18 protein-coding genes, 1 tRNA gene and 1 riboswitch are annotated in these 23299 nt (G+C 69.7%); of the genes, 12 read left to right on the top strand and 7 right to left on the bottom strand.

Annotated features, from left to right (window positions below; translation table 11 throughout):
• Positions 1–15: 15 nt before the first annotated feature.
• Positions 16–300, bottom strand: a complete 285-nt coding sequence (locus tag ACQ0O7_RS03985; RefSeq protein WP_430780373.1) for a Smr/MutS family protein — start codon at positions 298–300, stop codon at positions 16–18.
• A 10-nt stretch (positions 301–310) separates the two neighbouring features.
• Positions 311–682: a tetratricopeptide repeat protein gene (locus tag ACQ0O7_RS03980; protein WP_430780372.1), complete on the bottom strand. Its 372-nt coding sequence runs from the start codon at positions 680–682 to the stop codon at positions 311–313.
• A 208-nt stretch (positions 683–890) separates the two neighbouring features.
• On the opposite strand from ACQ0O7_RS03980, the gene ACQ0O7_RS03975 reads away from it, so the two are divergent.
• The 4 genes from ACQ0O7_RS03975 to ACQ0O7_RS03960 all read left to right on the top strand — a co-directional run bounded on the left by ACQ0O7_RS03975 (position 891) and on the right by ACQ0O7_RS03960 (position 5050).
• Positions 891–1628: a response regulator transcription factor gene (locus ACQ0O7_RS03975; protein WP_430780371.1), complete on the top strand. Its 738-nt coding sequence runs from the start codon at positions 891–893 to the stop codon at positions 1626–1628.
• 3 nt (positions 1629–1631) lie between these two features.
• Positions 1632–3224 (top strand): ATP-binding protein, encoded by a 1593-nt coding sequence (locus ACQ0O7_RS03970; protein ID WP_430780370.1) that lies wholly within the window; start codon positions 1632–1634, stop codon positions 3222–3224.
• Positions 3225–3424: 200 nt separating this feature from the next.
• Positions 3425–4489, top strand: a complete 1065-nt coding sequence (locus ACQ0O7_RS03965) for a 3-deoxy-7-phosphoheptulonate synthase (RefSeq protein ID WP_430780369.1) — start codon at positions 3425–3427, stop codon at positions 4487–4489.
• Positions 4490–4753: 264 nt separating this feature from the next.
• The gene (locus ACQ0O7_RS03960) at positions 4754–5050 is read left to right on the top strand and encodes a DUF3040 domain-containing protein (RefSeq protein WP_430780368.1); all 297 of its coding nucleotides are present in this window, start codon (positions 4754–4756) and stop codon (positions 5048–5050) included.
• On the opposite strand, the gene ACQ0O7_RS03955 is transcribed toward ACQ0O7_RS03960, so the two are convergent.
• Both ACQ0O7_RS03955 and ACQ0O7_RS03950 read right to left on the bottom strand, forming a co-directional pair.
• Positions 5051–5767, bottom strand: a complete 717-nt coding sequence (locus tag ACQ0O7_RS03955; RefSeq protein WP_430780367.1) for a hypothetical protein — start codon at positions 5765–5767, stop codon at positions 5051–5053.
• A gap of 96 nt (positions 5768–5863) precedes the next feature.
• Positions 5864–10609 (bottom strand): ExeM/NucH family extracellular endonuclease, encoded by a 4746-nt coding sequence (locus tag ACQ0O7_RS03950; RefSeq protein ID WP_430780366.1) that lies wholly within the window; start codon positions 10607–10609, stop codon positions 5864–5866.
• Positions 10610–11007: 398 nt separating this feature from the next.
• On the opposite strand from ACQ0O7_RS03950, the gene ACQ0O7_RS03945 reads away from it, so the two are divergent.
• Positions 11008–11083, top strand: a tRNA-Arg gene (locus tag ACQ0O7_RS03945).
• A 48-nt stretch (positions 11084–11131) separates the two neighbouring features.
• Here the strand turns inward: ACQ0O7_RS03945 and ACQ0O7_RS03940 are convergent.
• Positions 11132–11677 (bottom strand): transglycosylase family protein, encoded by a 546-nt coding sequence (locus ACQ0O7_RS03940; protein ID WP_430780365.1) that lies wholly within the window; start codon positions 11675–11677, stop codon positions 11132–11134.
• Positions 11678–11851, bottom strand: a riboswitch (cyclic di-AMP (ydaO/yuaA leader).
• 146 nt (positions 11852–11997) lie between these two features.
• On the opposite strand from ACQ0O7_RS03940, the gene ACQ0O7_RS03935 reads away from it, so the two are divergent.
• The 3 genes from ACQ0O7_RS03935 to ACQ0O7_RS03925 all read left to right on the top strand — a co-directional run bounded on the left by ACQ0O7_RS03935 (position 11998) and on the right by ACQ0O7_RS03925 (position 15031).
• Positions 11998–13224: a saccharopine dehydrogenase family protein gene (locus ACQ0O7_RS03935; RefSeq protein WP_430780364.1), complete on the top strand. Its 1227-nt coding sequence runs from the start codon at positions 11998–12000 to the stop codon at positions 13222–13224.
• A 92-nt stretch (positions 13225–13316) separates the two neighbouring features.
• Positions 13317–13922 carry a GNAT family N-acetyltransferase gene (locus ACQ0O7_RS03930; RefSeq protein WP_430780363.1) on the top strand — a complete coding sequence of 202 codons (606 nt, stop codon included), beginning with the start codon at positions 13317–13319 and terminating at the stop codon, positions 13920–13922.
• Between the two features lie 14 nt (positions 13923–13936).
• On the top strand, positions 13937–15031 hold the full coding sequence (locus ACQ0O7_RS03925; RefSeq protein ID WP_430780362.1) for a DNA glycosylase AlkZ-like family protein: 1095 nt from the start codon (positions 13937–13939) through the stop codon (positions 15029–15031).
• Positions 15032–15086: 55 nt separating this feature from the next.
• On the opposite strand, the gene ACQ0O7_RS03920 is transcribed toward ACQ0O7_RS03925, so the two are convergent.
• Positions 15087–16382, bottom strand: a complete 1296-nt coding sequence (locus ACQ0O7_RS03920) for a pectate lyase (protein ID WP_430780361.1) — start codon at positions 16380–16382, stop codon at positions 15087–15089.
• Positions 16383–16581: 199 nt separating this feature from the next.
• On the opposite strand from ACQ0O7_RS03920, the gene ACQ0O7_RS03915 reads away from it, so the two are divergent.
• The gene (locus ACQ0O7_RS03915; RefSeq protein ID WP_430780360.1) at positions 16582–18192 is read left to right on the top strand and encodes a rhamnogalacturonan lyase B N-terminal domain-containing protein; all 1611 of its coding nucleotides are present in this window, start codon (positions 16582–16584) and stop codon (positions 18190–18192) included.
• Here the strand turns inward: ACQ0O7_RS03915 and ACQ0O7_RS03910 are convergent.
• Positions 18189–18404 (bottom strand): DUF397 domain-containing protein, encoded by a 216-nt coding sequence (locus ACQ0O7_RS03910; protein WP_430780359.1) that lies wholly within the window; start codon positions 18402–18404, stop codon positions 18189–18191. The two genes, ACQ0O7_RS03915 and ACQ0O7_RS03910, sit on opposite strands and share 4 nt — an antisense overlap.
• Positions 18405–18628: 224 nt before the next feature.
• Here ACQ0O7_RS03910 and ACQ0O7_RS03905 point away from each other — a divergent pair, with 224 nt between their 5' ends.
• The 3 genes from ACQ0O7_RS03905 (at position 18629) to ACQ0O7_RS03895 (ending at position 23298) form a co-directional block, all read left to right on the top strand.
• Positions 18629–20209 carry an FG-GAP-like repeat-containing protein gene (locus ACQ0O7_RS03905; RefSeq protein WP_430780358.1) on the top strand — a complete coding sequence of 527 codons (1581 nt, stop codon included), beginning with the start codon at positions 18629–18631 and terminating at the stop codon, positions 20207–20209.
• A complete protein-coding gene (locus ACQ0O7_RS03900; RefSeq protein ID WP_430780357.1) occupies positions 20206–21696 on the top strand; it encodes a calcium-binding protein in 1491 nt (496 codons plus the stop codon). The genes ACQ0O7_RS03905 and ACQ0O7_RS03900 overlap by 4 nt, the downstream gene beginning before the upstream one ends.
• Before the next feature lie 129 nt (positions 21697–21825).
• Positions 21826–23298, top strand: a complete 1473-nt coding sequence (locus ACQ0O7_RS03895; RefSeq protein ID WP_430780356.1) for an MFS transporter — start codon at positions 21826–21828, stop codon at positions 23296–23298.
• The last annotated feature ends 1 nt before the right edge of the window (position 23299 follow it).

The following is a 23299-nucleotide window of genomic DNA, read 5'->3' as shown; positions in this document are numbered from 1 at the left end:
CACGAACAGAGACCTCTAGCGTCCTCGGCCGCGGCGGCCGGTGGAGACGTCGTGCCGGAAGTGGACGAAGAGACGGCCCCAGTTGTCGCCGTCCTTCTCCACCCGGTGGTAGAGCTGCTTGATCTCTTTCTGGTCCAGGAAGCGGATGACCTTCTTCTTCAGGGCGCCGCTGCCCTTGCCCGGGATGATCTCGACCAGACTCGCCTTCTTCTGGATCGCCTCGTCGATGATCCCGCGGAGGGCGCGGTCGATCTCGTGGCCCTTGTTGAAGATGTCGTGCAGGTCCAGCTTCAGCTTCACGATCGTGACCCTACGCCGCGCCGGACTTGCCGAGCCACGTCTCGACCCGGCGCAGTGCCTCCTGGTAGTCGGTCTGCGTCTTCATCGCGGCGGCGAGCCGCAGGTGCGGCAGCGCCTCACGAAATCGGCCGGCCCTCTCCAGGGTCCGGCCGAGCACGTGATGCGAGTAGTGATCGGAGGGATCATGCTCGATCAGCACCCGCAGATGCTCTTCCGCCCCGTTGAGCTGGGCCGAGTTGAAGTAGGCCCGGGCCAGCAGCTGCCGGACCGCCGCGTTGTGCGGCTCGGCCTCGACTATCGGCTCCAGGAGCTTGGCGGCTCCGAGCGGGTCTCCCGACTCGAAGAAGAAGGTGGCCCTGCGGTAGTCCTCGAGAAGATCCACTGCATGCTCCTCACGCTCGCGCCGTGACTTTGACCAACGCTCGCACAACATCGCCCCGACATCGAGTGTTCCCCCGATACGAGGTCGTCAACAAGGGCGGTCACGTCCGGTCCTCATCCGCCGGGCCGTACGGCCGAAGATGGAACACACAGGCGGCACACAGCAAACGGAAAGCCGGCGCAGAGCGTGGGGCACCACAGTGAGGGTCATGACGATGGCGAACGCGGAATCCGGCACCGAACTCCGGCGGCCCGACGGCACCCCGGTCCGGGTGCTGGTCGTGGATGACGAACCGACGCTGGCGGAGCTGCTCTCGATGGCCCTGCGCTACGAGGGCTGGGACGTGCGCAGCGCCGGCGACGGCATGACCGCGGTCCGCACCGCGCGCGACTTCCGCCCGGACGCCGTCGTCCTCGACATGATGCTGCCCGACATCGACGGGCTGGAGGTGCTGCGCCGGCTGCGGGGCGAGTCCCCCGAGGTGCCGGTGCTGTTCCTCACCGCCAAGGACTCGGTGGAGGACCGGATCACCGGCCTGACCGCCGGTGGCGACGACTACGTGACCAAGCCGTTCAGCCTGGAGGAGGTGGTGGCCCGGCTGCGTGGGCTGATGCGCCGGATGGGGCACGCCCCGATGCGTACCGAGTCGCAGCTGGTCGTCGGTGACCTCACCCTGGACGAGGACTCGCACGAGGTGCGCCGCGGCGGTGACCTGGTCACGCTGACCGCCACCGAGTTCGAGCTGCTGCGCTACCTGATGCGCAACCCGCGCCGGGTGCTGAGCAAGCCGCAGATCCTGGACCGGGTCTGGAACTACGACTTCGGCGGGCAGGCGAACGTGGTCGAGCTGTACATCTCGTACCTGCGCAAGAAGATCGACGCCGGCCGTACGCCGATGATCCACACCATGCGCGGCGCCGGCTATGTCCTGAAGCCGGCCGACTGACCGATGAGTGACGCCGCCTCGACCACCCGCCGCCCGGCCCGCTGGTTCCACCCGGCCGGCTGGTCACTGCGCACCCGCATCGTCACCACCATGATCGCGCTGCTGGCCGTGCTGGGCCTGGTCGTCGGCGGCACCGCCGAGCTCTACCTCTACAACTCGCTGCACGATCAGCTCGACAACGACCTGGCGTCGATCGAGAAGCGCCTGCGGGTGATCAAGAGCGACAACTACGCCACCTTCGGCGAACCGGGGAGCCCGCAGGCGCCGCCGGACGGCAAGCGGCCCGGGTTCGGCAGCCAGGACAAGTCGATCACGCTGTGGATCGCCCCGGACGGGACCGTCGTCGACGGCGGTCTGGTCAAGTTCGTGGCCGGCAGCCGCGGCCCGGAGAGCGACTACGACGACCTGAGCGCAGCCGCGGTGGCCACCCTGATCAGCGAGGTCAAGGGCGGGCGGCAGGGGGTCGACGTGAATCTGGGCAGCGAGATCCCGGCCTACCGGGTGATCGCCAGCTCGGCGTCGTACAACGGCCAGGCGGTGACCTTGTACACCGGCCTCCCCCTGGACAAGACCTATTCCACGCTGCTGACCGTGGCCGGGTTCACCGGCTGTGTGATCCTCGGGTCGCTGCTGATCGCGGGCTGGGCCGGGGCGCTCATCGTCCGCCGCACACTGCTGCCTCTCGATCGGGTCGCGGCGACCGCGACCCGCGTCTCCGAACTGCGCCTGGACCGGGGCGAGGTCCGGCTCGCGCAGCGGGTGCCGGAGCAGGACACCGATCCGCGCACCGAGGTCGGCCAGGTGGGCGCCGCCCTGAACCGGATGCTGGACCACGTCGGCAACGCCCTGGAGGCGCGGCACGCCTCGGAGATGCAGGTCCGCCAGTTCGTCGCGGACGCCAGCCACGAGCTGCGCACCCCGCTGGCCGCGATCCGTGGGTACGCCGAGTTGTCCCGCCGCAGCCGCCAGCCGATCCCGGACGAGATCTCGCACGTGCTGACCCGGGTCGAGTCCGAGGCGAAACGGATGACCGCCCTGGTCGAGGACCTGTTGCTGCTGGCCCGGCTGGACGCCGGCCGGCCACTGGCCCAGGACCCGGTCGACCTGACCATGCTGGCCGTGGACGCGACCAGTGACGCGCACGCCGCCGGGCCCCGGCACTACTGGCAGCTGGATCTGCCGGAGGAGCCGGTCACGGTCACCGGCGACGGCGCCCGGCTGCATCAGGTGGTGGCGAACCTGCTGGCCAACGCCCGTACCCATACACCGGAGGGGTCGACGGTGACGGTCAAGGTCGGCGCGGTGCCGAACGCCGCGGTGATCCAGGTGATCGACGACGGGCCGGGCATCCCACCGGACCTGGTGCCCCGGATCTTCGAGCGGTTCGCCCGGGGCGACAGCTCCCGGTCACGGGCGGCCGGCAGCACCGGGCTGGGCCTGTCGATCGTGCACGCGGTGGTCACGTCGCACCGGGGCAAGGTCGGTGTGCAGAGCGGTCCGGGCCAGACCGTCTTCACCGTGATGCTGCCGCTCGGCCCTCCGCCTGTCGTCCCAACAGCTGAACAGGAGCCGCGGATGCTGCATCCGGCCCGCTGATGTGGCTATGCTGGCGGGCATGTCTCGGATGCGGTCCTTCTATTGGTTTACGAGGCCGGCTCACGCCGGTGCCTCGGCCATGACCGCATGACCTGAGACACCCGCCAGAGCCGGCGAAGGCAGCGACGACGTCGCTGCCTTTTTGTTTGCCCCGAGCAAACCGGCTCTGACGCAGGGCCGGTCGAAGGAGACGAGAGACCATGACCGCCCCAGAGGTGCAGCGCGTTCGTGACCAGCGGATCGAGAAGGTCGTCCCGCTGATGAGCCCGGCACTGCTGCACCACGAGCTGCCGCTGACCAGTGACCTCCACGACACCGTGCTGGCCGGCCGGAAGCAGGTCGAGGACGTCCTGAACGGCCGAGATCAACGGCTGATCGTGGTGGTCGGCCCGTGCTCGGTGCACGATCCGGTGGCCGCCGCCGAATACGCCGACCGCCTCAGGCTGGAGGCCGAACGGCTCAGCGAGGACCTGCTGATCGTGATGCGGGTGTACTTCGAGAAGCCGCGTTCCACGGTCGGCTGGAAGGGCCTGATCATGGATCCGGCCCTGGACGGCTCGGGTGACGTCGGCGCCGGTCTGCGGATCGCCCGCAAGCTGCTGCTCGAGGTGGTCAAGCGAGGGCTGCCGGTGGCCGTGGAGTTCCTCGACCCGATCACCCCGCAGTACATCGCGGACACCGTGGCCTGGGGTGCGATCGGCGCCCGGACCGTCGAGTCGCAGGTGCACCGGCAGCTGTCGTCCGGCCTGTCGATGCCGATCGGCATGAAGAACCGCCCGGACGGCAGTGTCGCCACCGCCGTCGACGCGATCCAGGCCGCCGAGGCCCGGCACGTGTTCCCGGGCATCGACTACTCGGGCACCCCGGCGATCCTGCACACCGCCGGCAACCCGGACTGCCACCTGGTGCTGCGTGGTGGCGGCGGCAAGCCGAACTACAGCGCCGAGGATGTCGAGTCGTCGCTGGCCCTGCTGCGCAAGGCGGGCCTGCCGGAACGGCTGGTGATCGACTGCTCGCACGGCAACAGCGGCAAGGACCACAACCGGCAGCCGGTGGTGGCCGAGGACATCGCCCGGCAGATGGAGTCCGGCCAGCGCGCGATCAGCGGTGTGATGCTGGAGAGTTTCCTGGAGCCGGGCCGGCAGGACCTGGGCGGCGAGCTGACGTACGGCCAGTCGGTGACCGACGCCTGCATGGGCTGGGACGCCACGGTGGATGTGCTGGAGCGGCTGGCCGCGGCGTCGGCGAAGCGGCGCACGGTCTGAGGTGATCGGGCCCCTGGTGGGTCCGCATCGGACTCACCAGGATGACGGCCGGCTGCCGCCCGGCCGTCATCCCTGATCAACTGGGCCGTTGTACCCGAAAAAGTGGGATTGCAACAGGTCCTGCTGTCCGGAACGGAACGGACCGAAAATTCGGCACACCAGGCCGTATCACAACGGCAACTCAGAGGTAACAATGAGCACTGATCGGGATCGCGACATCTCGATCCATGCTTCACCGGCGCGGCAGACCGGAAGGTAGCGATCATGCTCAGCAAAGAGGACACCCGGCGACTGGCAGCCCTGGAACGCCAGCTGCGACGTGACGATCCCGACTTCTGTGCCCGAATGGGCGGCGGAAACTTCAGTGTGTCAGCGACCGGTCGCCCTCCGCTACGACTGTTCATCATGGCCGCCGTGATCGGCACGGTCGCCGTGGTGCTGGCCGTGACGGGCTGGCCGGCCGCGGCGTACATCGTGGCGGTGTGGGCGGCGATCACCGTGGCCGGAGCGGTCCAGCGGTGGCGCCGGCAGCGCGCCGAGACCGCGTACCGGCAATCCTGATCAGGAGCTGGTCGCGGCCTGCGCCTCGAACCGGCGGACGATCTCGACAAGCGCCCGGACCTGCCGCAACACGGCGTCCGGCTCGGTCGACCGGTGCAGTCGCGCGGCGATGTCGACGACCGCGTCGGCCCGCACTCCGACCAGGTTGAGCGGGCGGCGATACAACGGCTCCTGCGCGGTGGCCCACCGGACGAAGGCCCGGGACGGCTCGGGCAGGTAGACGATCCACGCCGTGCACAGCTCACCGGTGTCCGGCTTGCGGAAGTCGAAGACGACGAACTCCAGGTCGTCGTAATGGCCGCGGAGCACCGCGTACGCCGGCTGCTCCTCGCCGAAGTCGGGGGTGTCGCTCCAGGCGGTCAGCAGATCGGCGTCCACGTCGAGGAACTGCCAGCCCTGCCGCCGGGCCAACTCGATCCGGTCGCCGACACCCGCCGACTGGGGCACCGACTGATCGGCGAAGAAGACCAGCCACACCCCGGCCGCTGCGATCAGGCCGCCGAGTCCGACAGCGACCAGAGCGGGCAGCCGGGTCTGGCCGTCCGGCTCCAGGACACGCGAAGATCCGTCACCGTACGTGATGCACTGACCGCCGATGTGCATCTCGGTGGTTCCACAGGTGGAGTCACCGGTCAGCAGCAGGATGACGCCGGAGGCGAGAACTGCCAGTCCGACGATGAGAACTATCGATGATGATCGACTCGTCCGGCCGCTCATCCAACCTCCCGTATCAGGTGGTGATCAAAATACCGCTACCGGACGTGAAGAGGCCCCCGCCATACAGCGGGGGCCTCGACTTTGTGCGCGGATTCGTTACTTGGTGATCTTCACGGTGTGGAACCGGCCGGCGGAGGCGTTACCCGCCTTGTCGGTGCCCCAGTATCCGATCACCAGCTTGCCTTTGGTGACGCCGGAGAGCTTGATGCTCCAGATCCCCTTGGCGTTCGGGGTCGCGGTCAGCACCGCGGCCTTGGCCAGGGCGTCCTTCTTCGACTTCGCCTTGGTCCACTTGCCGGCCGAGTAGTAGTACCACTTGCCGGACCGCTCCTCGATCGCCTTGGCCTTCGCCTTGGCGACACCGAGGCCCTTGTCGGACGCCTTACCGGTGATCGACTTCCACGAGGAGGCCTTGGCCGGCTGCTTCGGCACGGTCAGGCTCACCGTCGGCTTGACGGTGTCCTTGGTGACCTTGACGCTGCCGACCGTGACGGCCTTGCCGGTCCCGGCCGTGTTCGACGGCGTCACCTTGACCGTGAAGTTCCCGGCCTTGGTGTACTTGTGGGACACCGTCGCGTTCTTCGCCGTGGTCTTGGTGGTGCTGCCGTCGCCCCAGGTGATGGTGAGCCCGGTGGCGCCGGTGACACCGCTGACGCCGAGGTTGACCGACTGGGTGGCCCAGATCGACTTCGCATTCAGCCTGTACGTGCCGGCCTGCGCCTTCACCGCCACCGTGGACGTGCCGGTGACCTTGCCGGCGCCCTTGTTGCCGGCCTCGTCGGTGAGCGCCACGGTGACCGTGAAGCTGCCCGCCTTGGCGTAGGCGTGGGTGACCTTGGTGGCGCCGGCCGGGATGGTCTGGGCGGCGCTGCCGTCGCCCCAGGTGACCACCCGGGTGATCTTCGCCTTGTCGCTGACGTCGTCGTTCAGCGCGGACTCGGTCAGCGTGACCGACTGGCCGGGCCAGATCGCCGCCGTGTTCAGGGCGTAGGTCCCGGTCGGGGCGGTGCTGTCCGGCACCCCGGCGGTGCTGCGCGGCGTGGTGTCCGGCGTGATCGGGGTGTACTTCGCGAAGTAGTTGACCAGCATGGTGAGGTCGTTGTCACCGGTGGTCGTCTGGTTCGTGCCCTGGCCGAGGGTGGTGAAGTTGTCACCGCCGGAGGCGAGGAACGAGTTCGACGTGACGCGGTAGGTGCCGGCCGGGTCCAGGACGGTCCCGTTCAGCTTCAGCGTCGACGCGATGATCTTCGAGCCGCGCGGCTGGGCGTCGTCGTAGGAGTAGGTCAGCCCCTTCGACGAGCCCAGGTGCAGCACCGGGCGGGACGCGCCGGCCGGCTGCCACTGCTCCTCCAGCACCTGCTTGATCTGGGCGCCGGTGAGAGTCTGGGTGACCACGTCGTTGGCGAACGGCTGGACCGCGAACGCGGCCGAGTAGGTGACCGTTCCGTCGGTGCCGTACAGCAGGTCGTTGCGCAGGCCGCCCGGGTTCATGAAGGCGATCTGCGCCCCACCACGGCCGGCGTCGCTGGTCTGGTCCAGCTGCACGTCGGCGATGAAGTTGCCCAGCACCGACTCGGAGCCACGGTCCTCGGCGTTGGTCTCCGGGTTGTAGGCCCGCTTGATGTCGCCGGTGATCTTGCCGAGTTCCTGCTTGCCCAGCTCGGTGGCCTTGACCTTGGCGTCGGCCACGATCCGCTCGACCGCCGGGTCGGACGGGTAGCCGGTGACGGTGAGCAGCTCGGACGTCGACGCGGTCACCGACTTGGTGGCCTTGTCGACGGTCAGCACCGCCTTGCCCAGCCGCAGACCGTAGTCCTCGGCCTGGATCACCGGGCGCGTGCGGTCGGTGCCGGGGACCGGGACCTGGAACGCGTACGGCTGGTGGGTGTGCCCGCTGAAGATGGCGTCGATCTCGGCGCTCACCGTGGTGAACTCACCGAAGACCGGGTCGGCGGCGAGCGCCTCGGCGGAGCCGATGTTCGCGGTGGCCGCACCCTCGTGGGCCAGCAGCACCAGCACGTCCGCCTCACCGTTGGCCGCGTCGCCGTCGGAGAGCTGCGCGGCGAGGGCGTTGGTCTCGGCGACCGGGTCGCGGAACTCCACACCCCGGATGCCGTCCGGGCTGACCAGCGAACCGGTCTGCTCGGTCACCACACCGATGTAGCCGACCTTGACGCCGCCGATCTCCTGCACGACGTAGCCGGGCAGGACCCGCTCGCCGTCCTTGTAGACGTTGGCCGCCAGGTGCGGGAAGTTCGACCGCTCCTCGACCCGGCCGAGCAGGTCGGCGAGGCCCTTGTCGAACTCGTGGTTGCCGACCGCGGAGACGTTCAGGCCACCGGCGTTGAGCGCGTCCAGGGTCGGGTTGTCGCCGTCGATCGCGGAGATGAAGGTGGAGGCGCCGATGTTGTCGCCGACCGACACCCACGCGGTGTTCGGGTTCTCCGAGCGCAGCTTGTTGACCGCGCCGACCAACTGGGCCGCGCCACCGTTGCCGGCGGACGGGGCTTCGAGCCGGCCGTGGAAGTCGTTGATGCTCAGCAGCTGCAGGTCGACGGTGGTCGGCTCGGCGGCGGTGTTCAGGCCGACGACCACCGGGTCGTGGTCGCTGGAGCGGAACGGGCCGGCCTCGTAGAACGGGCCGTAGCCGTCGTACTGGAAGGCGAACGACTCGACCGAGTTGATGTTCCAGATGTCGACGCCGGTGATCCGCTTCGCGAACTCGCCGGTGACCAGGGCGTGGTCCAGCGAACCGGACTCGCCGCCGAAGACGTACGACGACTTGTCCGGCGCGAACGCGGCGCGCGCGTCCGAGTAGCCCTCCTCGTACAGGACCTGGAGCGGGTCCTCCTGGCCGTACGAGTTGAAGTCACCGAGCAGGATCACCTTGTCGTCGCCGAGGTCCTTGACGAACTCGGCCAGCGCCTCCGCCTGCCGGATCCGGTCGCCGTTGTAGGCGCCCTGCCCGTCACCGGTGTCCACGTTGTCACCGGTCGGCGTGACCGAGGTGCTCTTCGACTTGAAGTGGTTCGCGACCACGGTGAAGTCGATGCTGCCGGCGGTGAACGTCTGCGCGATCGGCTCGCGGGCGTTGTTCCACACCGACTCGTCGTTGATCGACTTCGACGGGCCCTTCGGGGTGACCGAGGCCGGCTTGAAGATGATCGCGTTGGTGATGACGTCCTGGGCGGACGCGCCGGGCAGCTCGGCCGGCGACAGCACGTAGTCCCACACGCCCGCGCCGTCGACCGCGTTCAGCTCGCCGACCAGGGTCTTCAGCGCCAGCTGGGTCTCGACGGCCTCGAACCGGACCGAGTTCTCGATCTCCATCAGGGCGACCACGTCGGCGTCCAGGGCGCTGATCGCCGAGACGATCTTCGCTTCCTGCTTCTCCTTGGCCGCCTCGTTCGCCGCACCGCGCGCGTCGCCACCGAAGTGGACGAAGTAGTTCAGCACGTTGAAGCTGGCGACCTTGATGTCCCCGCCGACGTTGACCGGGGCGCTGGTCCGCGGGTTGGTCGCGGCGAACGTGGTGCCCGGGGCCGCCGGTTCGGCCGGCTGGAGGCGCCACTCGCTGAAACCGTAGGCCAGCACGCTCGGGCCGAACTTCTGGACCGAGTCACCGACCCGCAGCGGCTTGTCCTTGGCCATGTACGCCGGGGGCAGGCCGGCCTCGGCCAGGTTGGTGGTCCGGCCGTCGTCGACGAGGATCCGGCCGGCCTTGTTGGCGGCCTTGCGCTCCAGGGCGGCGGGGCTGCCGGGCCGGGCCACGTCGGTGGGGATCCGGGCCGGGGTGTCGCCGGCCGCGAGGACGACCTCGCCGTACCGGTTGGTGTTGTAGACCTCGGAGACCGTGAAGGTTCCGGCCGGGGCGACCAGCATGCCCTCGGCGGACTCCCGGGCCTCGTCGGACAGCGGCAGGGTCAGCGGGACCGGGGTGGGCAGGGTGGCGCCGGTGGCGCAGACCGCCACGTCGGCCTTCGCGCCGATGGTGATCTGGGTGAGCGAGTTGTACTCGCTGACCGTGCCGGCCACCTTGACCGTGTCACCGATGGCCACCGACGGGTGGTTGGCGGCGTTGTTGGTCAGGTAGACGAAGATCGCCTCGGAGGGGGTGCCCGCGGCGACCGGACGGTCCCCACCGCTGCCCGCCGTCTGGATGTAGATGCCGTTGTAGCCACCGGTGCGGTGGTCGGCGGTGACCACGCCCTCGACGGTGACCACCTGACCGGCCAGCGGCGTCGCCGAACCGGTGCCCTGCACCTGGGCGATCGTGTGGGTGACGGCGGTCTCGCAGCCGGCGCCGGGCTCGCCCGGCTCCTCCGGCTCCTCGGGGGTGGCCGGCGCGGTGTTGACCTTGCCGAAGCTGTTCGCCGCCGGCCCGGTCCACTTGCCGTCGATCTTCTGCAGTGAGTGGCCGGCCGGCGAGGAGCCGGTCTGGGCCACTCCGATGTCGACGCTGAGCCGGCCCGCGGCCGGGCCGTTCGTCGCGGTGAAGGTGCCCTCGTAGCTGATGAACTCGCTGACCGTGCCGTCCGGCTGCACCAGCGCGACGCCGTCCGGGTCACCGTTCTGCAGACCGTTGACCGGGTATTCGGTGACGACCACACCGGACGACGGGACCACACCGCTGAGCGTCGTGGTCGGGTTGTAGGTGACGCCGCCGGTCCCGTTGTAGAGGTAGATCTTCCAGCCACTCAGGTCATAGCCGACCGGGGCCTGGATCTCGATCGCCTCGCCGGTGTCGGCACCGGCGTTGTCGTAGTGGATCTCGCTGATGAACGGCACATCGGTGGCCGCGGAAACCGGGCCGGTGAGGCTGAGACCAAGCGCGGTCGCCATGACGGCAGCACCCAGCGCACGGAACCCGGCAGGGCTCGGTACGGGGATGGACCGTCCGGCGACACCCACGCTGCGTATGTAGGAACGCATCGAGGTGGACCCTCCGAACGAAGTAGATCCGCCGGAGCGTAGGTAGTTCGGGTGACGAAAGACAATCGGATAGGTAACGGAAAGGTCATGCCCTGCACATTGGAGTGAGGATTTTCCCGCCGTTCATTGTTCGCTTTTGTACGGTCGCCGAAATGTAGATCCACCGACACGCCCCGGAAAACTTCCCGCGCGGAATGGTATGCCGATGACGAAATCGGTCAACCGGCACGGATCGGCGGATCAGGCCACATCGAGTACGTCAACCTCCGGAGCCGAGCCGTCCTGGTACCCTCAGCACAGATCAGCATGGGCTCGTAGCTCAGTGGATAGAGCAACCGCCTCCTAAGCGGTAGGTCGCGCGTTCAAGTCGCGCCGGGCCCACCATGCGCGCACCGGCCGCCCCGCACTCGCGGAGCGGCCGGCCGGCTTCGCTCAGAGCTTCAGGCGCTGCCCCACCACCAGCCGGTGCGGGCTGCGCAGGGTGCCGGCGTTGGCCCGGTAGAGCGCCTTCCACCCACCCCGCACGTCGTACCGGTCGGCGATCCCGGCCAGGGTGTCGCCGCGGCGGACCACGTACGAGCCGTTCGAGGCCTTGCGGACGTGCGAGGTGCGCTTCTTGGCCCGGGAGGCGGGCTGGTAGCCGTGCCGGCGCCCGCAGGTCGGCCACGCGCCGATGCCCTGCCCGCGCAGCACCCGCTCGGCGATGCGGATCTGCTCCGACTTGCTGGCCCGGTTGGCGGTGCTGGCGTACCGGCCGCCGCCGTACGCCCGCCAGGTGCCATGGCTGAACTGCAGGCCGCCGTAGTAGCCGTTGCCGGTGTTGATGCGCCAGTTGCCACCGGATTCGCAGCGCGCGATCGCGTCCCAGTTGATGTCGGCGGGAACGGCCGAGGCCGGCCCGGACAGCACGGCGCTTCCGGCGACACACGCGATCGTCAGTCCGATGACGCGCTTCAACTGTGCACTTGTCTGAACCATGAGCTTTCTCCTCCACGCCTGCGAGGTCAGCTGTCGGGTTCGGGCAGAGGTGCCCGGCCGCGCGTGGCGGCTTCACCCCGAGGCGCCGTAGCGCCGAGGAACGTGTGGGTCCCCCGCTCCGTGCCTGTTTCGTGTAGATCCGCGACCGGCGGCAGGACTCGGCGTTACCGGTCGGCGGTGCCCGCGTGGTGCGGGCCGTCGCAATGGAGTTGTTGGTCACAAATTAGCTGCTTTGATCTTCCTTTGTGTGGATAACGTGCTGATCCCGGCGCGCCGCGCCGGGTACCCAACCCTCCACGGAGGGTGCACAATCGGCAGCCATGAGCGATCGACAGCGCGAGTTCGACGTGATCGTCTACGGTGCCTCGGGTTTCGTCGGAGCGCTGGTGGCGAAGCATCTGGCCGGCAGCGCCCCGGAGGGCACCCGGCTCGCGCTGGCCGGCCGGTCCGCGCAGCGACTGGAACGGCTCGGCCTGAAACTGCCCATCGTGGTCGCCGACGCGCACGACACCGGGGCCCTGACCACGATGGCCGCCCGGACCCGGGTGGTGGTGACCACCGTGGGGCCGTACGCGAAGTTCGGCCGGGCACTGGCCCGCGCCTGCGCCGAGACCGGCACCGACTACGTGGATCTGACCGGTGAGGTGCTGTTCGCCCGGGACAGCATCGACGACAACCATGAGACCGCCCGGCGCACCGGTGCACGGATCGTGCACTCCTGCGGCTTCGATTCGATCCCGTCCGATATCGGGGTGCACGTCCTGCATGAGCGGGTCCGCGCCGACGGCGCCGGCGAACTCACCGACACCACACTGGTCGTGACCAGCATGCGCGGCGGGATCAGCGGCGGCACCATCGACTCGATGCGGCACCAGATCGACGAGATGAAACGGGACCGGCGGCTGCGGCGGATCGGCGCCAGCCCGTACTCGCTGAGCCCCGACCGGGAGGCCGAACCCGACCTGGGCCGCCAGCCGGACATGCTCACCCTGCCCGGCTCCGCGGTGCACCCGACACTGCGCGGGCATCTGGCGCCGTTCGTGATGGCCTCCTACAACACCCGGGTGGTGCGCCGGAGCAACGCGCTGCGCGGGTGGGCGTACGGCCGCGGGTTCCGCTACCGCGAGGTGATGAGCGTCGGCACCTCCGCCGCCTCCCCGGTCCTCGCCCGGGCCACCAAGATCCTGATGACCGGCCTGGTCGTCGGCCTGACCGTGCCGCCGGTCCGGTTCGTGCTGGACCGGCTCCTGCCCGCCCCCGGCACCGGCCCGGACGAGGCCACCCGCCGCAATGGACACTTCACCGTGGACATCTTCGCCACCACCACGACCGGGGCGCGCTACCGCTCCCGGGTCCGGGCCGAAGGCGATCCCGGGTATGCCGCGACGGCTGTCATGCTCGGCGAATCCGCCCTGGCCCTGGCCCTGGACCGGGATCGTCTGCCGGAGTCCGACGGTGGGGTGCTGACCCCGGCCACCGGCATCGGCGACGCCCTCGTCGACCGGCTGCGCGCCGCCGGATTGGAGATCACCGCTGGTGAGGCCTAACCCGAAACGGCCGAAAGCGGTATCAAGGATCTGACCCGGATCGCATCGAAGACCACTAGCACTAAAGGTGCAATTACCGGCACGATTCAGGGGTGACCGTCAGCCCGCTGCCCTACCCGCTGAGGCTGACGGGGGACGGCATCGTCCTGCGCGAGTGGCGCTGGGAGGATCTCGACGATCTGGTGGCGCTGCTGGACGAGCCGGACATCGCCCGCTGGACACTGCGGCCGTCGCCGTTCGACGTGGAGGCCGGGCTGGCCTATCTGCGGCGTGCCCACCGGGGCCGGCTCGACGGCAGCCGGATCCAGCTCGCGATCACCACCGACGGCGGCCGGCCGCTCGGTGAGGTGCTGCTCTTCAACGTGCGGGCCGACGCCCACGAGGCCGAGCTGGGCTATCTGGTCGGCCTGCCCTTTCGCCGCCGCGGCCTGGCCTCGGCGGCACTCTCCCTGCTCACCGCGTTCGCGATGGACAACCTGCGGCTGCGCCGGCTGCTGCTGCGGATCGACCGGGGCAACACCGCGAGCACGTCGGTGGCCCGTCGCTGCGGGTACCGCCCGGCCGCCGAGCCGGCGATCCAGCAGACCGGGCCGTACGGTCCGGTGCACCTGGACACCTGGGAGTACGTGGAGGGGCGCGCCGACACCCGCGACGATCGCCGGAGGAACGTCGCCTCGCGGCGGTACGGTCGGCGGTGAGGGGGTGTCCGACCATGATCGAGGTGGATCGCGAGCGGGTGATGGCCTACCGGGTCGCCGCGCAGGGGCTGGCCGGACGCACCGGTGACCGGCCCGCCGACCTGCCGCTGCTCGACCTGGGTGTGCAGGAGTACACACCTGGCTCCCCCCACGTGGCCCTCGCCGCCCGGACCACCGCCGACGTCGGCGCCGACGACCGCCTGATCACCGTCTGGGCCGCCCGCGGCGCCCCGCACCTGCACCGGCGCGCCGACCTGCCGGCCCTGGTGGAGCAGCTGTGGCCGATCGGTGACGACGACGCGGCGGCCCGGATGCGGAGCGGGCAGATCCCGGACGCGCCCGCGCTGGGTGTCCGGGCGTTCACCGCGACCGCCGAGGCGTTCCGGGCCGTGGTCACCCGGCCCATTCCGCGCGGCGAGGCGAGCACGGAGGTGAGCCGGCGGGTTCCGGTCGAGGTGACGTACGACTGCGCGGCCTGCGCGGCCCGGCACGTGGCCGGCAACGTCTGGCAGCAGGCCGGCCTGGCCGGCGGGGTGGAGGTGATCTCCCGGGGCCGGGACGCGACGCTCGGCCCGATCCCCGGCGCGCCACCGATCCCGGCCGCGAACGCCGGCGCCGGCCGCCTGATCGAGACCTACCTGCGCTTCCTCGGCCCGGCCGGCCCGGGTGAGGTGGCGAAGTATCTGGGCACCACCGCCACGGTGCTCAAACGGGTGTGGCCGGCCGATCTGGCCGAGGTGCGGGTGGACGGCCGGCGGGCCTGGCTGCCGGCCGGTGCCACCGGTCTGCTGGAGTCGGCGCCGCGACCGGCCGGGGTGCGTTTCCTCCCGGCGATGGATCCGCTGCTCCAGGCCCGTGACCGGGACCTGCTGGTGCCCGCCAAGGACCGGCAGAAGCAGGTGTGGCGGATCCTCGGCAACCCGGGCGTGCTGCTGCTGGACGGCGAGATCGCCGGGGTGTGGCGGGCCGCCCTGAAGAGGGAACGGGTTGATCTGACCGTCTCTCCGTTCGCCCCGCTGACGCCCGCGCGGATCGGCGCGGTCGAGGCGGAGGCCGGCACGGTCGCCCGGGCCCGGGGTGTCACCGAGGCGACCGTCACGATCGAGTGAGGGAGGGCCGTGGCTCGCGCGCCACAGCCCTCCCTCTCTCACCCCGGAGTGAAGCTCACTTGAAGGTGATCGACGAGGTCGAGTACTTGCAGAAGGTCCCGTCCGGGCCGGTGCCGACCTTGGTCGGCTCCTTGCCGGTGTTGTTGCCGGTGAACCGGACGCAGATGTCCAGGCTCTTCTTGCCGACCACGGTGATCGCCGAGAGGGTGGCGGTGTCGCCGAAGTTCTGGTTGATGCCGACCAGGCTGCCGGCCGGGGCGGTGGCCACCACGTTCTGCACCACCACCGCACGCTTGTGCTGGGTGGAGCAGTTGCCGCACGAGCGGTAGAGCTTGCCGAAGTCGGCGACCTGGAAGTTCTTGATGGTCAGCGTGCCGCCGCCGTTGTGCTGGAACACCTTGTCGTCGGCGCTGCGGGCGCCACCGCCGTCCACGATGTACTTCGCCGACGCGCCGCCCTTGAAGGTGGCCGCGTCCTCACCCACGTTCTCCCACCACACGTTCTGCAACGTGCAGGAGCCGGAACAGTGGATGCCGTCGGCGGCCGGGGCACCGAGGATGACGTTCTTCAGCACCGCACCGTCGGCCAGCTTGAACAGCGGGTCCTGACCCTCGTCCTGACCGCTGCCGCCCAGGGCGCCGCTGCCGACGTACCGGACGTTCTTGCCGTCGAGCGTGCCGGAGACCGGGATCGTCGAGCTGACCGGCTTGGTGCTGGTGGCGGACGGCCACGCGGCGGTCGGAGTGCTCGGGGTGGCCGGGGTGGCCGGGGTGGTGGTGCCGCCACCGGACGACGCGCCGACCTTGACGAGCTGCCACTGCTGGCTGTTCGCGCTGGTGCTGCCGGTCGAGGTGACCGCGGCCGCGCCGTCGGCGGTGGAGGAGCCGGTGATGTTCAGGACCTTGCTGCTGTTCCGGTTGATCAGCCGGACGTACCCGCTGCTGATGTCCTGCACGGTCCACTGCTGGCTGGTGGCGTTCTTGTCGCCGGTCGACTGCACGACCGCGGCGCCGTCGGACTTGGAGGCGCTCCGCACGTTGACGACCTTGCCGCTGTGCTTGGCCTGGAGGCGATAGAAGCCGCTGCCCATGTCCAGGAATTTGAACTGCTGCCAGGCGCCGTTGTTGACGGCCCACTGGGTGACCTTGGCGCCGTCGGCGGTCGACTGGGTGAAGACCTCCAGCGCCTTGCCGCTGTTGCGGTTCTTCAGCACGTAGAACGCGCTGGTGTCGATCGTCGCGGCGTTGGCCTGCTGGGTCACCACGACCGCGCCGACACCGAGGCCCATGGTGACGACGCCGGTCAGGACGCCGGCCCGCCAGCGCCGCAGCAGGGAAGGTTTCTCGGACATTGCGGATCCTCTCCACGGACCCGGGCACAGCGATGCCCGGATGGGGAAACCGTCGAAATGGTGGAAGTCGAAGCGCCGTCAATCTAGGAGCGCCCGGAAATCGGAGTCAACGCCGCGGACGATTTCTGAGAAGAGGGCAACCTTTGTGCGCCGCCGGACCACCTACCCGACGTCAGCAACAGCTCTCCTAGGTGGTCACATGTCGCGTAAACGTCGTCAAGCCCTCGCTGCCGGCCTCGCCTCGGCCGCGGTTCTCGCCGGTGCCGGACTGCTCGGTGTCGGTCAGCCCTGGGCCAACGCCGCCGCGAATGTCAGCTTCGACACCGGCACCGGCCTGGCGTTCACGATCAACGGCGGCAACGGCAACGTGACGTCGCTGAAGCACAACGGCACCGAGTTGGCCGCCGCCGGATTCGCCGCCGGCCAGTTCCAGTCCGGCTGGTCGTCGGCGGCCGTGACCGGCAAGACCTTCAACAACGGCAGTTCGATCCTGGTGAGCGTGGCGAACACGTCGATCGGCGTGACCCAGTACTACTTCGCCCGCAAGAACGACAACACCCTCTACATGGCCACGAACATCACCAAGGCGCTGAATCCCGGCGAGGCCCGTTTCATCGCCCGGCTGAAGCCGTCACTGCTGACCACCTCTCCGGCCGGAGCGAAGACCGGCGGGTTCGGCACCACCGTCGAGGGCTCGGACGTCTTCGCGAACGCGGCCGGCCGGACCGCGTCGAAGTTCTACAGCTCGCAGCGGCTGATCACCCAGCAGCCGTTCGGCGCCAGTGGCACCGGGCACGGGGCGTTCATCCTGCCCGCTTACACCGACATGACCTCGGGCGGCCCGTTCTTCCGGGACATCGAGGTCAACGACACCGGTGGCGCTGTCAACATCACGCACTACATGTTCAGCGGACACCAGCAGACCGAGGCGCTGCGGCTGGGCCTGCACGGCCCGTACGCCCTCGCTCTCACCGACGGCTCCGCGCCGACCGCACGCAGCATGGACTTCCTGGCGTCGTTCATCCCGGGGATGCTCTCCGACGCGCAGCGCGGCGGCGTCAGCGGCACCGCCACCGGCAGCTGGAACGGCCTGCGGGCCACCGTCGCGCTGGCCGGCCCGACCGGGCAGTACTGGGGCCAGGTGAAAGCCGGGAAGTTCGTGATCGGGCACATCAAACCCGGGACCTACACCGCCACTCTGTACGCCGGGGAGCTGGCCGTCGGCACCCGGTCGGTGACCGTGCCGGCGGGCGCCACCACGGCCCTGGCCATCTCCGGGAGCGTCCCGGCCGCGGGCACCCTGTTCCAGCTCGGCACGTTCGACGGCACCCCGGCCGGCTTCCTGAACGCCGACCGGATCGAGACGATGCACCCGTCCGACGCGCGCATGTCGCCGTGGAAGGCGAGCTCCTACAGCGTGGCGAACGGGGCCGCGAAGTTCCCGATGGCCGCGTTCAAGGCGGTCAACTCACCGATGGCGCTCGGTTTCACCCTGGCGTCGGTGCCCGCGAACGGCGTCAAGCTGCGCATCGCCACCACCTCCACCTTCGCCGGTGGCCGTCCCGCGGTCAGCATCGGAAACTACTCGTCGCCCGCGTCGGCCTCCCCCACTCCGGTGAACCTGAACTCCCGCAACGTCACCCGGGGCACGTGGCGGGGCCTCAACACCACCTACACCTACACGATCCCGGCGAGCGCCTTGAAGACCGGCGCGAACACCCTGTCCGTCTCGGTGGTCAGCGGCAGCAGCGGTGCGACGTTCCTGAGCCCGAACTTCATCTTCGACGCCCTGGCCCTGGACCCGGCCTAGAGATCGAACTCGCCGTCGCCGACACCACCGGTGAAGGCGTCCCACTCGGCCCGGGTGAAGAAGAGGACCGTGTCCGGGTCGCTGGAGTTGCGCATGGCCACACCGCCGTCGGGTAACCGGGAGATCTCCACGTGTTCCATTCCGGCCCCGCCGGCGCGCAGCCACTCCGCGGTCCCGGCGTCGAACGTGTCCGCATAGGACTTCTCTGACATCCTGCCCACCTCCTGCCCCACAAGATAGACGGCCCGACCGGGCCGGGAGCAGGCCGCGATCAGGCGACAGGCAGGTGTAAACCACCCGGTTCAGGACGATCCGATCCCGGTACGTCGTGACGCAGACGGATCGTCGCTGAATCGTGATCCGCCGGTGGCCCCGAGAGGCACATCGGTAGATGCGTCGATGCGTAATCTGCGCTCCTACGCTTCGAGGAGCACCCATGAGCAACACGCGAACCGTGATCGCCACGGCGATCGCCGCCACCACGATCCTGATGACCACCGGCGGGTCCGCCAGCGCCGCGCCGACCACCACGGAGACCGTCCGCGACGGCATCCGGCTGCTGTCCGAACGCACCCCGGTCACCGTGAAGGCGGCCAAGGGCAAGGGCCCCACCAGAGCCGACTTCGACGGTGACGGCCGCGACGACGTCGCCGTCTTCAGCTACGCCGGGGTGGCCGTCACCTACTCGTCCACCGCGTACCGCGAAGTCCTGCGCACCGAGATCCCCGGTCACCCGGGCTCCGAGCTCGGCCGGTCGATGGCGGTCGGCGACTTCAACGCCGATGGGTACGACGACTTGGCGATCGGCGACTACACCGAGCCCGACCTGCGCAACATGGGATACCAGGCGGGTGGCGTCTGGGTCGTTCCGGGCGGTTCCGGTGGGCTGCGGATCAGCGGGGCGAAACACTTCAGCCAGAGCACCGCGGGCATTCCCGGCGCTTCCGCCGACTCGGACTGGTTCGGTGCCTCGCTGGCGGCCGGGGACATCACCGGTGACGGCCGGGACGACCTGGCCATCGGCATTCCGCTGAAGACGATCGGGAAGCAGGAGTCGGCCGGCGCGGTCGTCGTGCTCAAGGGCGGGGCGGGCGGCGTCACCGCCACCGGCGCGCGCTGGATCAGCCAGAGCACCGCCGGGGTGCCCGGCGCGTCGAGGGGCGGCGACGAGTTCGGCTCCAGCGTGGCGATCGGCCGGATCGACAAGAACCGCTATCAGGACCTGGTCGTCGGCGCGCCGGGCAAGGCACCGGACGGCGGGTTCGGCAACGGGACGATCACCCAGTTCTGGGGCTCCGCCTCCGGAGTGTCACTCAAGAAGGTCACCGCGCTCAGCGGGGGTCACGTCGTCAGGACTCGCAACCTGGACAATCTCTCCCTCTGGTCGTTCGGAGCAGACCTCGCCGTCGGGGACGTCACCGGCGACGGGTACGGCGAGGTCGTCTCCGGCGTAGGGGCGCAGGTGGGCAGGCACAGCGCCGCCGGCGCGGTGATCAGCATTCCGGGCCGCTCCACCGGCCTGTCGGCCAAGGGCGCCATCGTGATCACCCAGAACAGCGCCGGGGTGGCCGGCGCGGCCGAGGAGGGTGACAGCTTCGGTGGGAGCATCGCCATCGGTGACGTGACCCGCGACGGTCGCGCGGACGTGCTGGCCGGGATCCCCGGGGAGAACAACGGGGCCGGGGCCGTCGTGCTGCTGCGCGGCTCCGCCAAGGGCCTGACCGGCGCCAAGTCGCAAACTCTGAGTCAGGCGTCGGCCGGGGTGCCGGACAGCCCCGAACGCGACGACCAGTTCGGTACCGCCGTGGCCCTGCTGAACCTCGACGGCGGCGGCGGGCTGGACGCGCTGGTCGGAAGCCCGGGCGAGGTGCACAGCGGGGACAGGCCCGGTCTCGGCTCGGGAAGCGTGACCCGGTTCCTCGGCGGGTCTTCGGGGCTGGGCAGCGCCACGGTGACCAGCGGCCGGTTCCTCACCCACGACTTCCGCGTCAGCTACGGCGGGTACGTCGCGCGATGAAGAACAGCAGCAGCTCGATGACAGCGTTGCGGGCCGGCGCCATCACCGCCGCGGTTCTCGGTGGTCTGCTCGTCGGCGGCCCGGCTCAGGCCGCGCCGGTGGGCACCGCCCAGGTCGTCAACCGCACCCAGATCAAATTCACCGCCGGGGCCAAGAAGGTCAACTACGTGACCATCACCCGCTCCGGCAACACGGTCACCATCGACGACCGGGTCACCATCAAACCGGGCAAGGGCTGCAAGCAGGCCGGCAAGGACAAGACCCGGGTCCGCTGCACCACCTCCGGCGCTCCCACCTGGGGCAGCATCGCGACGTACGACAAGAACGACACCGTGGTGAACAAGAGCGACCTCGGGCTGTCAATCCGGGTCGGCAGCGGCACCAACAAGATCATCGGCGGCCCGCGCAGCGAGAATCTCTTCGGCGGTGACGGCAACGACACGATCTGGGGCAACGGCGGCAACGACTACGTCTACGCGGCCGAGGGCAACGACGTCGTGTACGGCGGTCCCGGCCGTGACGACCTGCGTGGCGGACCGGGCCGGGACACGATCTGGGGCCAGGAGGGCGGCGACCGGATCGATACGGGCGCCGGCAACGACGTGGCGCACGGTGGCCCCCATGACGACAGCTTCGACGAGGCGACCGGGCGGGACGTGCTGTACGGCGACGCCGGCAGCGACGAGTTCCATCAGGGCGCCTGGCACGGCACGGCCCGGGAGGTCATGCACGGCGGATCCGGCTACGACTGGGTCAACTACGGGTACCGGTCCCGGCGTGTCGCCGCCGACGCGGACGGCGCGTCCGGTGACGACGGCCAGTCGGGCGAGGGCGACTCGATCAGATCCGACGTGGAGGGCCTGTACGGCGGCAGCGGCGACGACTGGCTGGCCGGCAACGGGATGAGCAACAATCTGCTCGGCGGCTACGGTGATGACACCCTGTATGGGCTGGGCGGCGACGACTACCTGACCGGCGACGACGGCAACGACAAGCTGTCCGGCGGGGCCGGCGACGACGACCTGACCGGCGGCTTCGGCAGCGACCTGACCGCCGGTGGCAGTGGTGTCGACGGGGTCAACTACGGCGGCCGGCTCGTCCCGGTGCGCGCGGACCTGGACGGCCAGACCGGTGATGACGGTTCCGCGGGTGAACGGGACACCATCGGCGCCGACGTGGAGAACCTGTACGGCGGCTGGGCCGACGACGTGCTGACCGGCAACGGCGGCGCGAACGTGATCTACGGTTCGGGCGGCGCGGACGTGATCCGCGGTGGTGGCGGCGACGACACCCTGTACGCCAACGACGGCTCCCGTTCGGGCGTCGACAAGGTGTTCGGCGAGGCCGGTGACGACACGCTGTACTACGGCGGTCCGGAGGCGTACAACCGCTACGCCCTGGACGGCGGCGACGGCGCCGACGCCTGCCTGCTGGACTACGGCCAGGCCACCGGTGAGCTGCTGAACTGCGAGACCACCGGCCGCTGACACGGCGGCCGCACGACGCGGGGCCGGGCCGGTGGTCCGGCCCCGCGTCGTGACGACCTTGCATTTTGAGGAATAGCTGGGAGGTTGCTGGGTAGTCGCGAAGGACATCCCAGCAATGGAGGTCCGTCTATGGCCAGCGGATCAGAGACCACCATCCGCAGTCTCATTCCCGCGCGGATCGACCGGCTGAGCTGGTCGCCGTTCCACACCAGGATCGTGATGGCCCTGGGGACCGCCTGGGTCCTCGACGGGCTGGAGATCACCGTCGCCAGTTCGCTCGGGCCGGTTCTGTCCGAACAGGAGACACTGGCGCTGAGCAGTACCCAGGTCGGCCTGATCGCCACCGTCTACCTGCTCGGCGAGGTGTTCGGGGCGCTCTTCTTCGGGCGGCTCTCGGACGCCCTGGGCCGGCGCAACCTGTTCATCGTCACGCTCGCCGTCTACCTGTCCGGCAACGCGCTCACCGCGCTCACCTGGGGCAACGGCACGGCCGCCCTGATCTTCCTGTATCTCACCCGGTTCATCGCCGGAGCCGGCATCGGTGGCGAGTACGCCGCGATCAACTCGGCGATCGACGAGATGATGCCGGCGAAGTATCGCGGCCGGGTGGACATCGGGGTGAACGGCACCTACTGGGGCGGCGCGATCATCGGCACCCTGGGCACGTACATCCTGCTCAACAACATCGACCTGAACTGGGCGTGGCGGATCGGCTTCCTGCTCGGCCCGATCATCGGCCTGGCGATCTGGGGTCTGCGCCGGCACCTGCCGGAGAGCCCGCGCTGGCTGGTCATGCACGGCCGGGAGGCGGAGGCCGAGGAGAACATCGCCCGGATCGAGCGGGCCGCCGAGGCGTCCGGTCAGACGCTGGCCCCGCTGGACGAGTCGAAGGCGATCGACATCCGGCCCACCCGGGCGCACGGTTATCTGTCTCTGCTGCGGGTGCTGTTCCGGCTGTATCCGGCCCGGTCCACGCTCGGCGCCACCTTGATGATCACGCAGTCGTTCCTCTACAACGCGATCTTCTTCACCTACACGCTGGTGCTGACCACGTTCTACGGGGTGGACGAGAAGACGGCGCCGCTCTACATGGTGGCGTTCGCGGCCGGGAACCTGATCGGCCCGCTCACCATCGGACGCCTCTTCGACACCGTCGGGCGGCGCAAGATGATCGCCGGGACGTACCTGCTGTCCGGGTTCCTGCTGGCGATCACCGCGTTCCTGTTCGACGCGGGCGCGCTCAACGCCACCACCCAGACGATCGCGTGGAGTGTCATCTTCTTCTTCGCGTCGGCGGGGGCCAGTTCGGCGTACCTGACGGTCAGTGAGATCTTCCCGTTGGAGATCCGGGCCCAGGCGATCGCGGTGTTCTTCGCGATCGCCCAGTGTTTCGGCGCGATCGGGCCGGTCTTCTACGGCTGGCTGATCGGTGAGGGCGAGGATCCCGGCAAGTTGTTCCTCGGGTTCCTGATCGGCGCCGGGGTGATGGCGATCGGCGGTGTCGTCGAGGCGGTCATCGGCATCGACGCGGAGGGGAAGTCGCTGGAGGACGTGGCCACGCCGCTGTCGGCGGTGTCGACGCGGCCACGCGCCACCGGATAGG

The sequence above is a fragment of the Actinoplanes sp. G11-F43 genome, assembly GCF_050589265.1.
In the GTDB taxonomy this organism is placed as follows: Bacteria; Actinomycetota; Actinomycetes; order Mycobacteriales; family Micromonosporaceae; genus Actinoplanes.
Note: the sequence above shows the minus strand (reverse complement) of the source record. Positions and strands in the feature narration are given on the sequence as shown.

What these genes read in the sequence shown, in the direction of transcription:
- ACQ0O7_RS03975 (WP_430780371.1), top strand. Translation starts at nt 891, where the DNA reads ATGACGATGGCGAACGCGGAATCCGGCACCGAACTCCGGCGGCCCGAC.
- ACQ0O7_RS03970 (WP_430780370.1), top strand. Translation starts at nt 1,632, where the DNA reads ATGAGTGACGCCGCCTCGACCACCCGCCGCCCGGCCCGCTGGTTCCAC.
- ACQ0O7_RS03965 (WP_430780369.1), top strand. Translation starts at nt 3,425, where the DNA reads ATGACCGCCCCAGAGGTGCAGCGCGTTCGTGACCAGCGGATCGAGAAG.
- ACQ0O7_RS03960 (WP_430780368.1), top strand. Translation starts at nt 4,754, where the DNA reads ATGCTCAGCAAAGAGGACACCCGGCGACTGGCAGCCCTGGAACGCCAG.
- ACQ0O7_RS03955 (WP_430780367.1), bottom strand. Translation starts at nt 5,767, where the DNA reads ATGAGCGGCCGGACGAGTCGATCATCATCGATAGTTCTCATCGTCGGA.
- ACQ0O7_RS03950 (WP_430780366.1), bottom strand. Translation starts at nt 10,609, where the DNA reads ATGGCGACCGCGCTTGGTCTCAGCCTCACCGGCCCGGTTTCCGCGGCC.
- ACQ0O7_RS03940 (WP_430780365.1), bottom strand. Translation starts at nt 11,677, where the DNA reads ATGGTTCAGACAAGTGCACAGTTGAAGCGCGTCATCGGACTGACGATC.
- ACQ0O7_RS03935 (WP_430780364.1), top strand. Translation starts at nt 11,998, where the DNA reads ATGAGCGATCGACAGCGCGAGTTCGACGTGATCGTCTACGGTGCCTCG.
- ACQ0O7_RS03925 (WP_430780362.1), top strand. Translation starts at nt 13,937, where the DNA reads ATGATCGAGGTGGATCGCGAGCGGGTGATGGCCTACCGGGTCGCCGCG.
- ACQ0O7_RS03920 (WP_430780361.1), bottom strand. Translation starts at nt 16,382, where the DNA reads ATGTCCGAGAAACCTTCCCTGCTGCGGCGCTGGCGGGCCGGCGTCCTG.
- ACQ0O7_RS03915 (WP_430780360.1), top strand. Translation starts at nt 16,582, where the DNA reads ATGTCGCGTAAACGTCGTCAAGCCCTCGCTGCCGGCCTCGCCTCGGCC.
- ACQ0O7_RS03910 (WP_430780359.1), bottom strand. Translation starts at nt 18,404, where the DNA reads ATGTCAGAGAAGTCCTATGCGGACACGTTCGACGCCGGGACCGCGGAG.
- ACQ0O7_RS03905 (WP_430780358.1), top strand. Translation starts at nt 18,629, where the DNA reads ATGAGCAACACGCGAACCGTGATCGCCACGGCGATCGCCGCCACCACG.
- ACQ0O7_RS03900 (WP_430780357.1), top strand. Translation starts at nt 20,206, where the DNA reads ATGAAGAACAGCAGCAGCTCGATGACAGCGTTGCGGGCCGGCGCCATC.
- ACQ0O7_RS03895 (WP_430780356.1), top strand. Translation starts at nt 21,826, where the DNA reads ATGGCCAGCGGATCAGAGACCACCATCCGCAGTCTCATTCCCGCGCGG.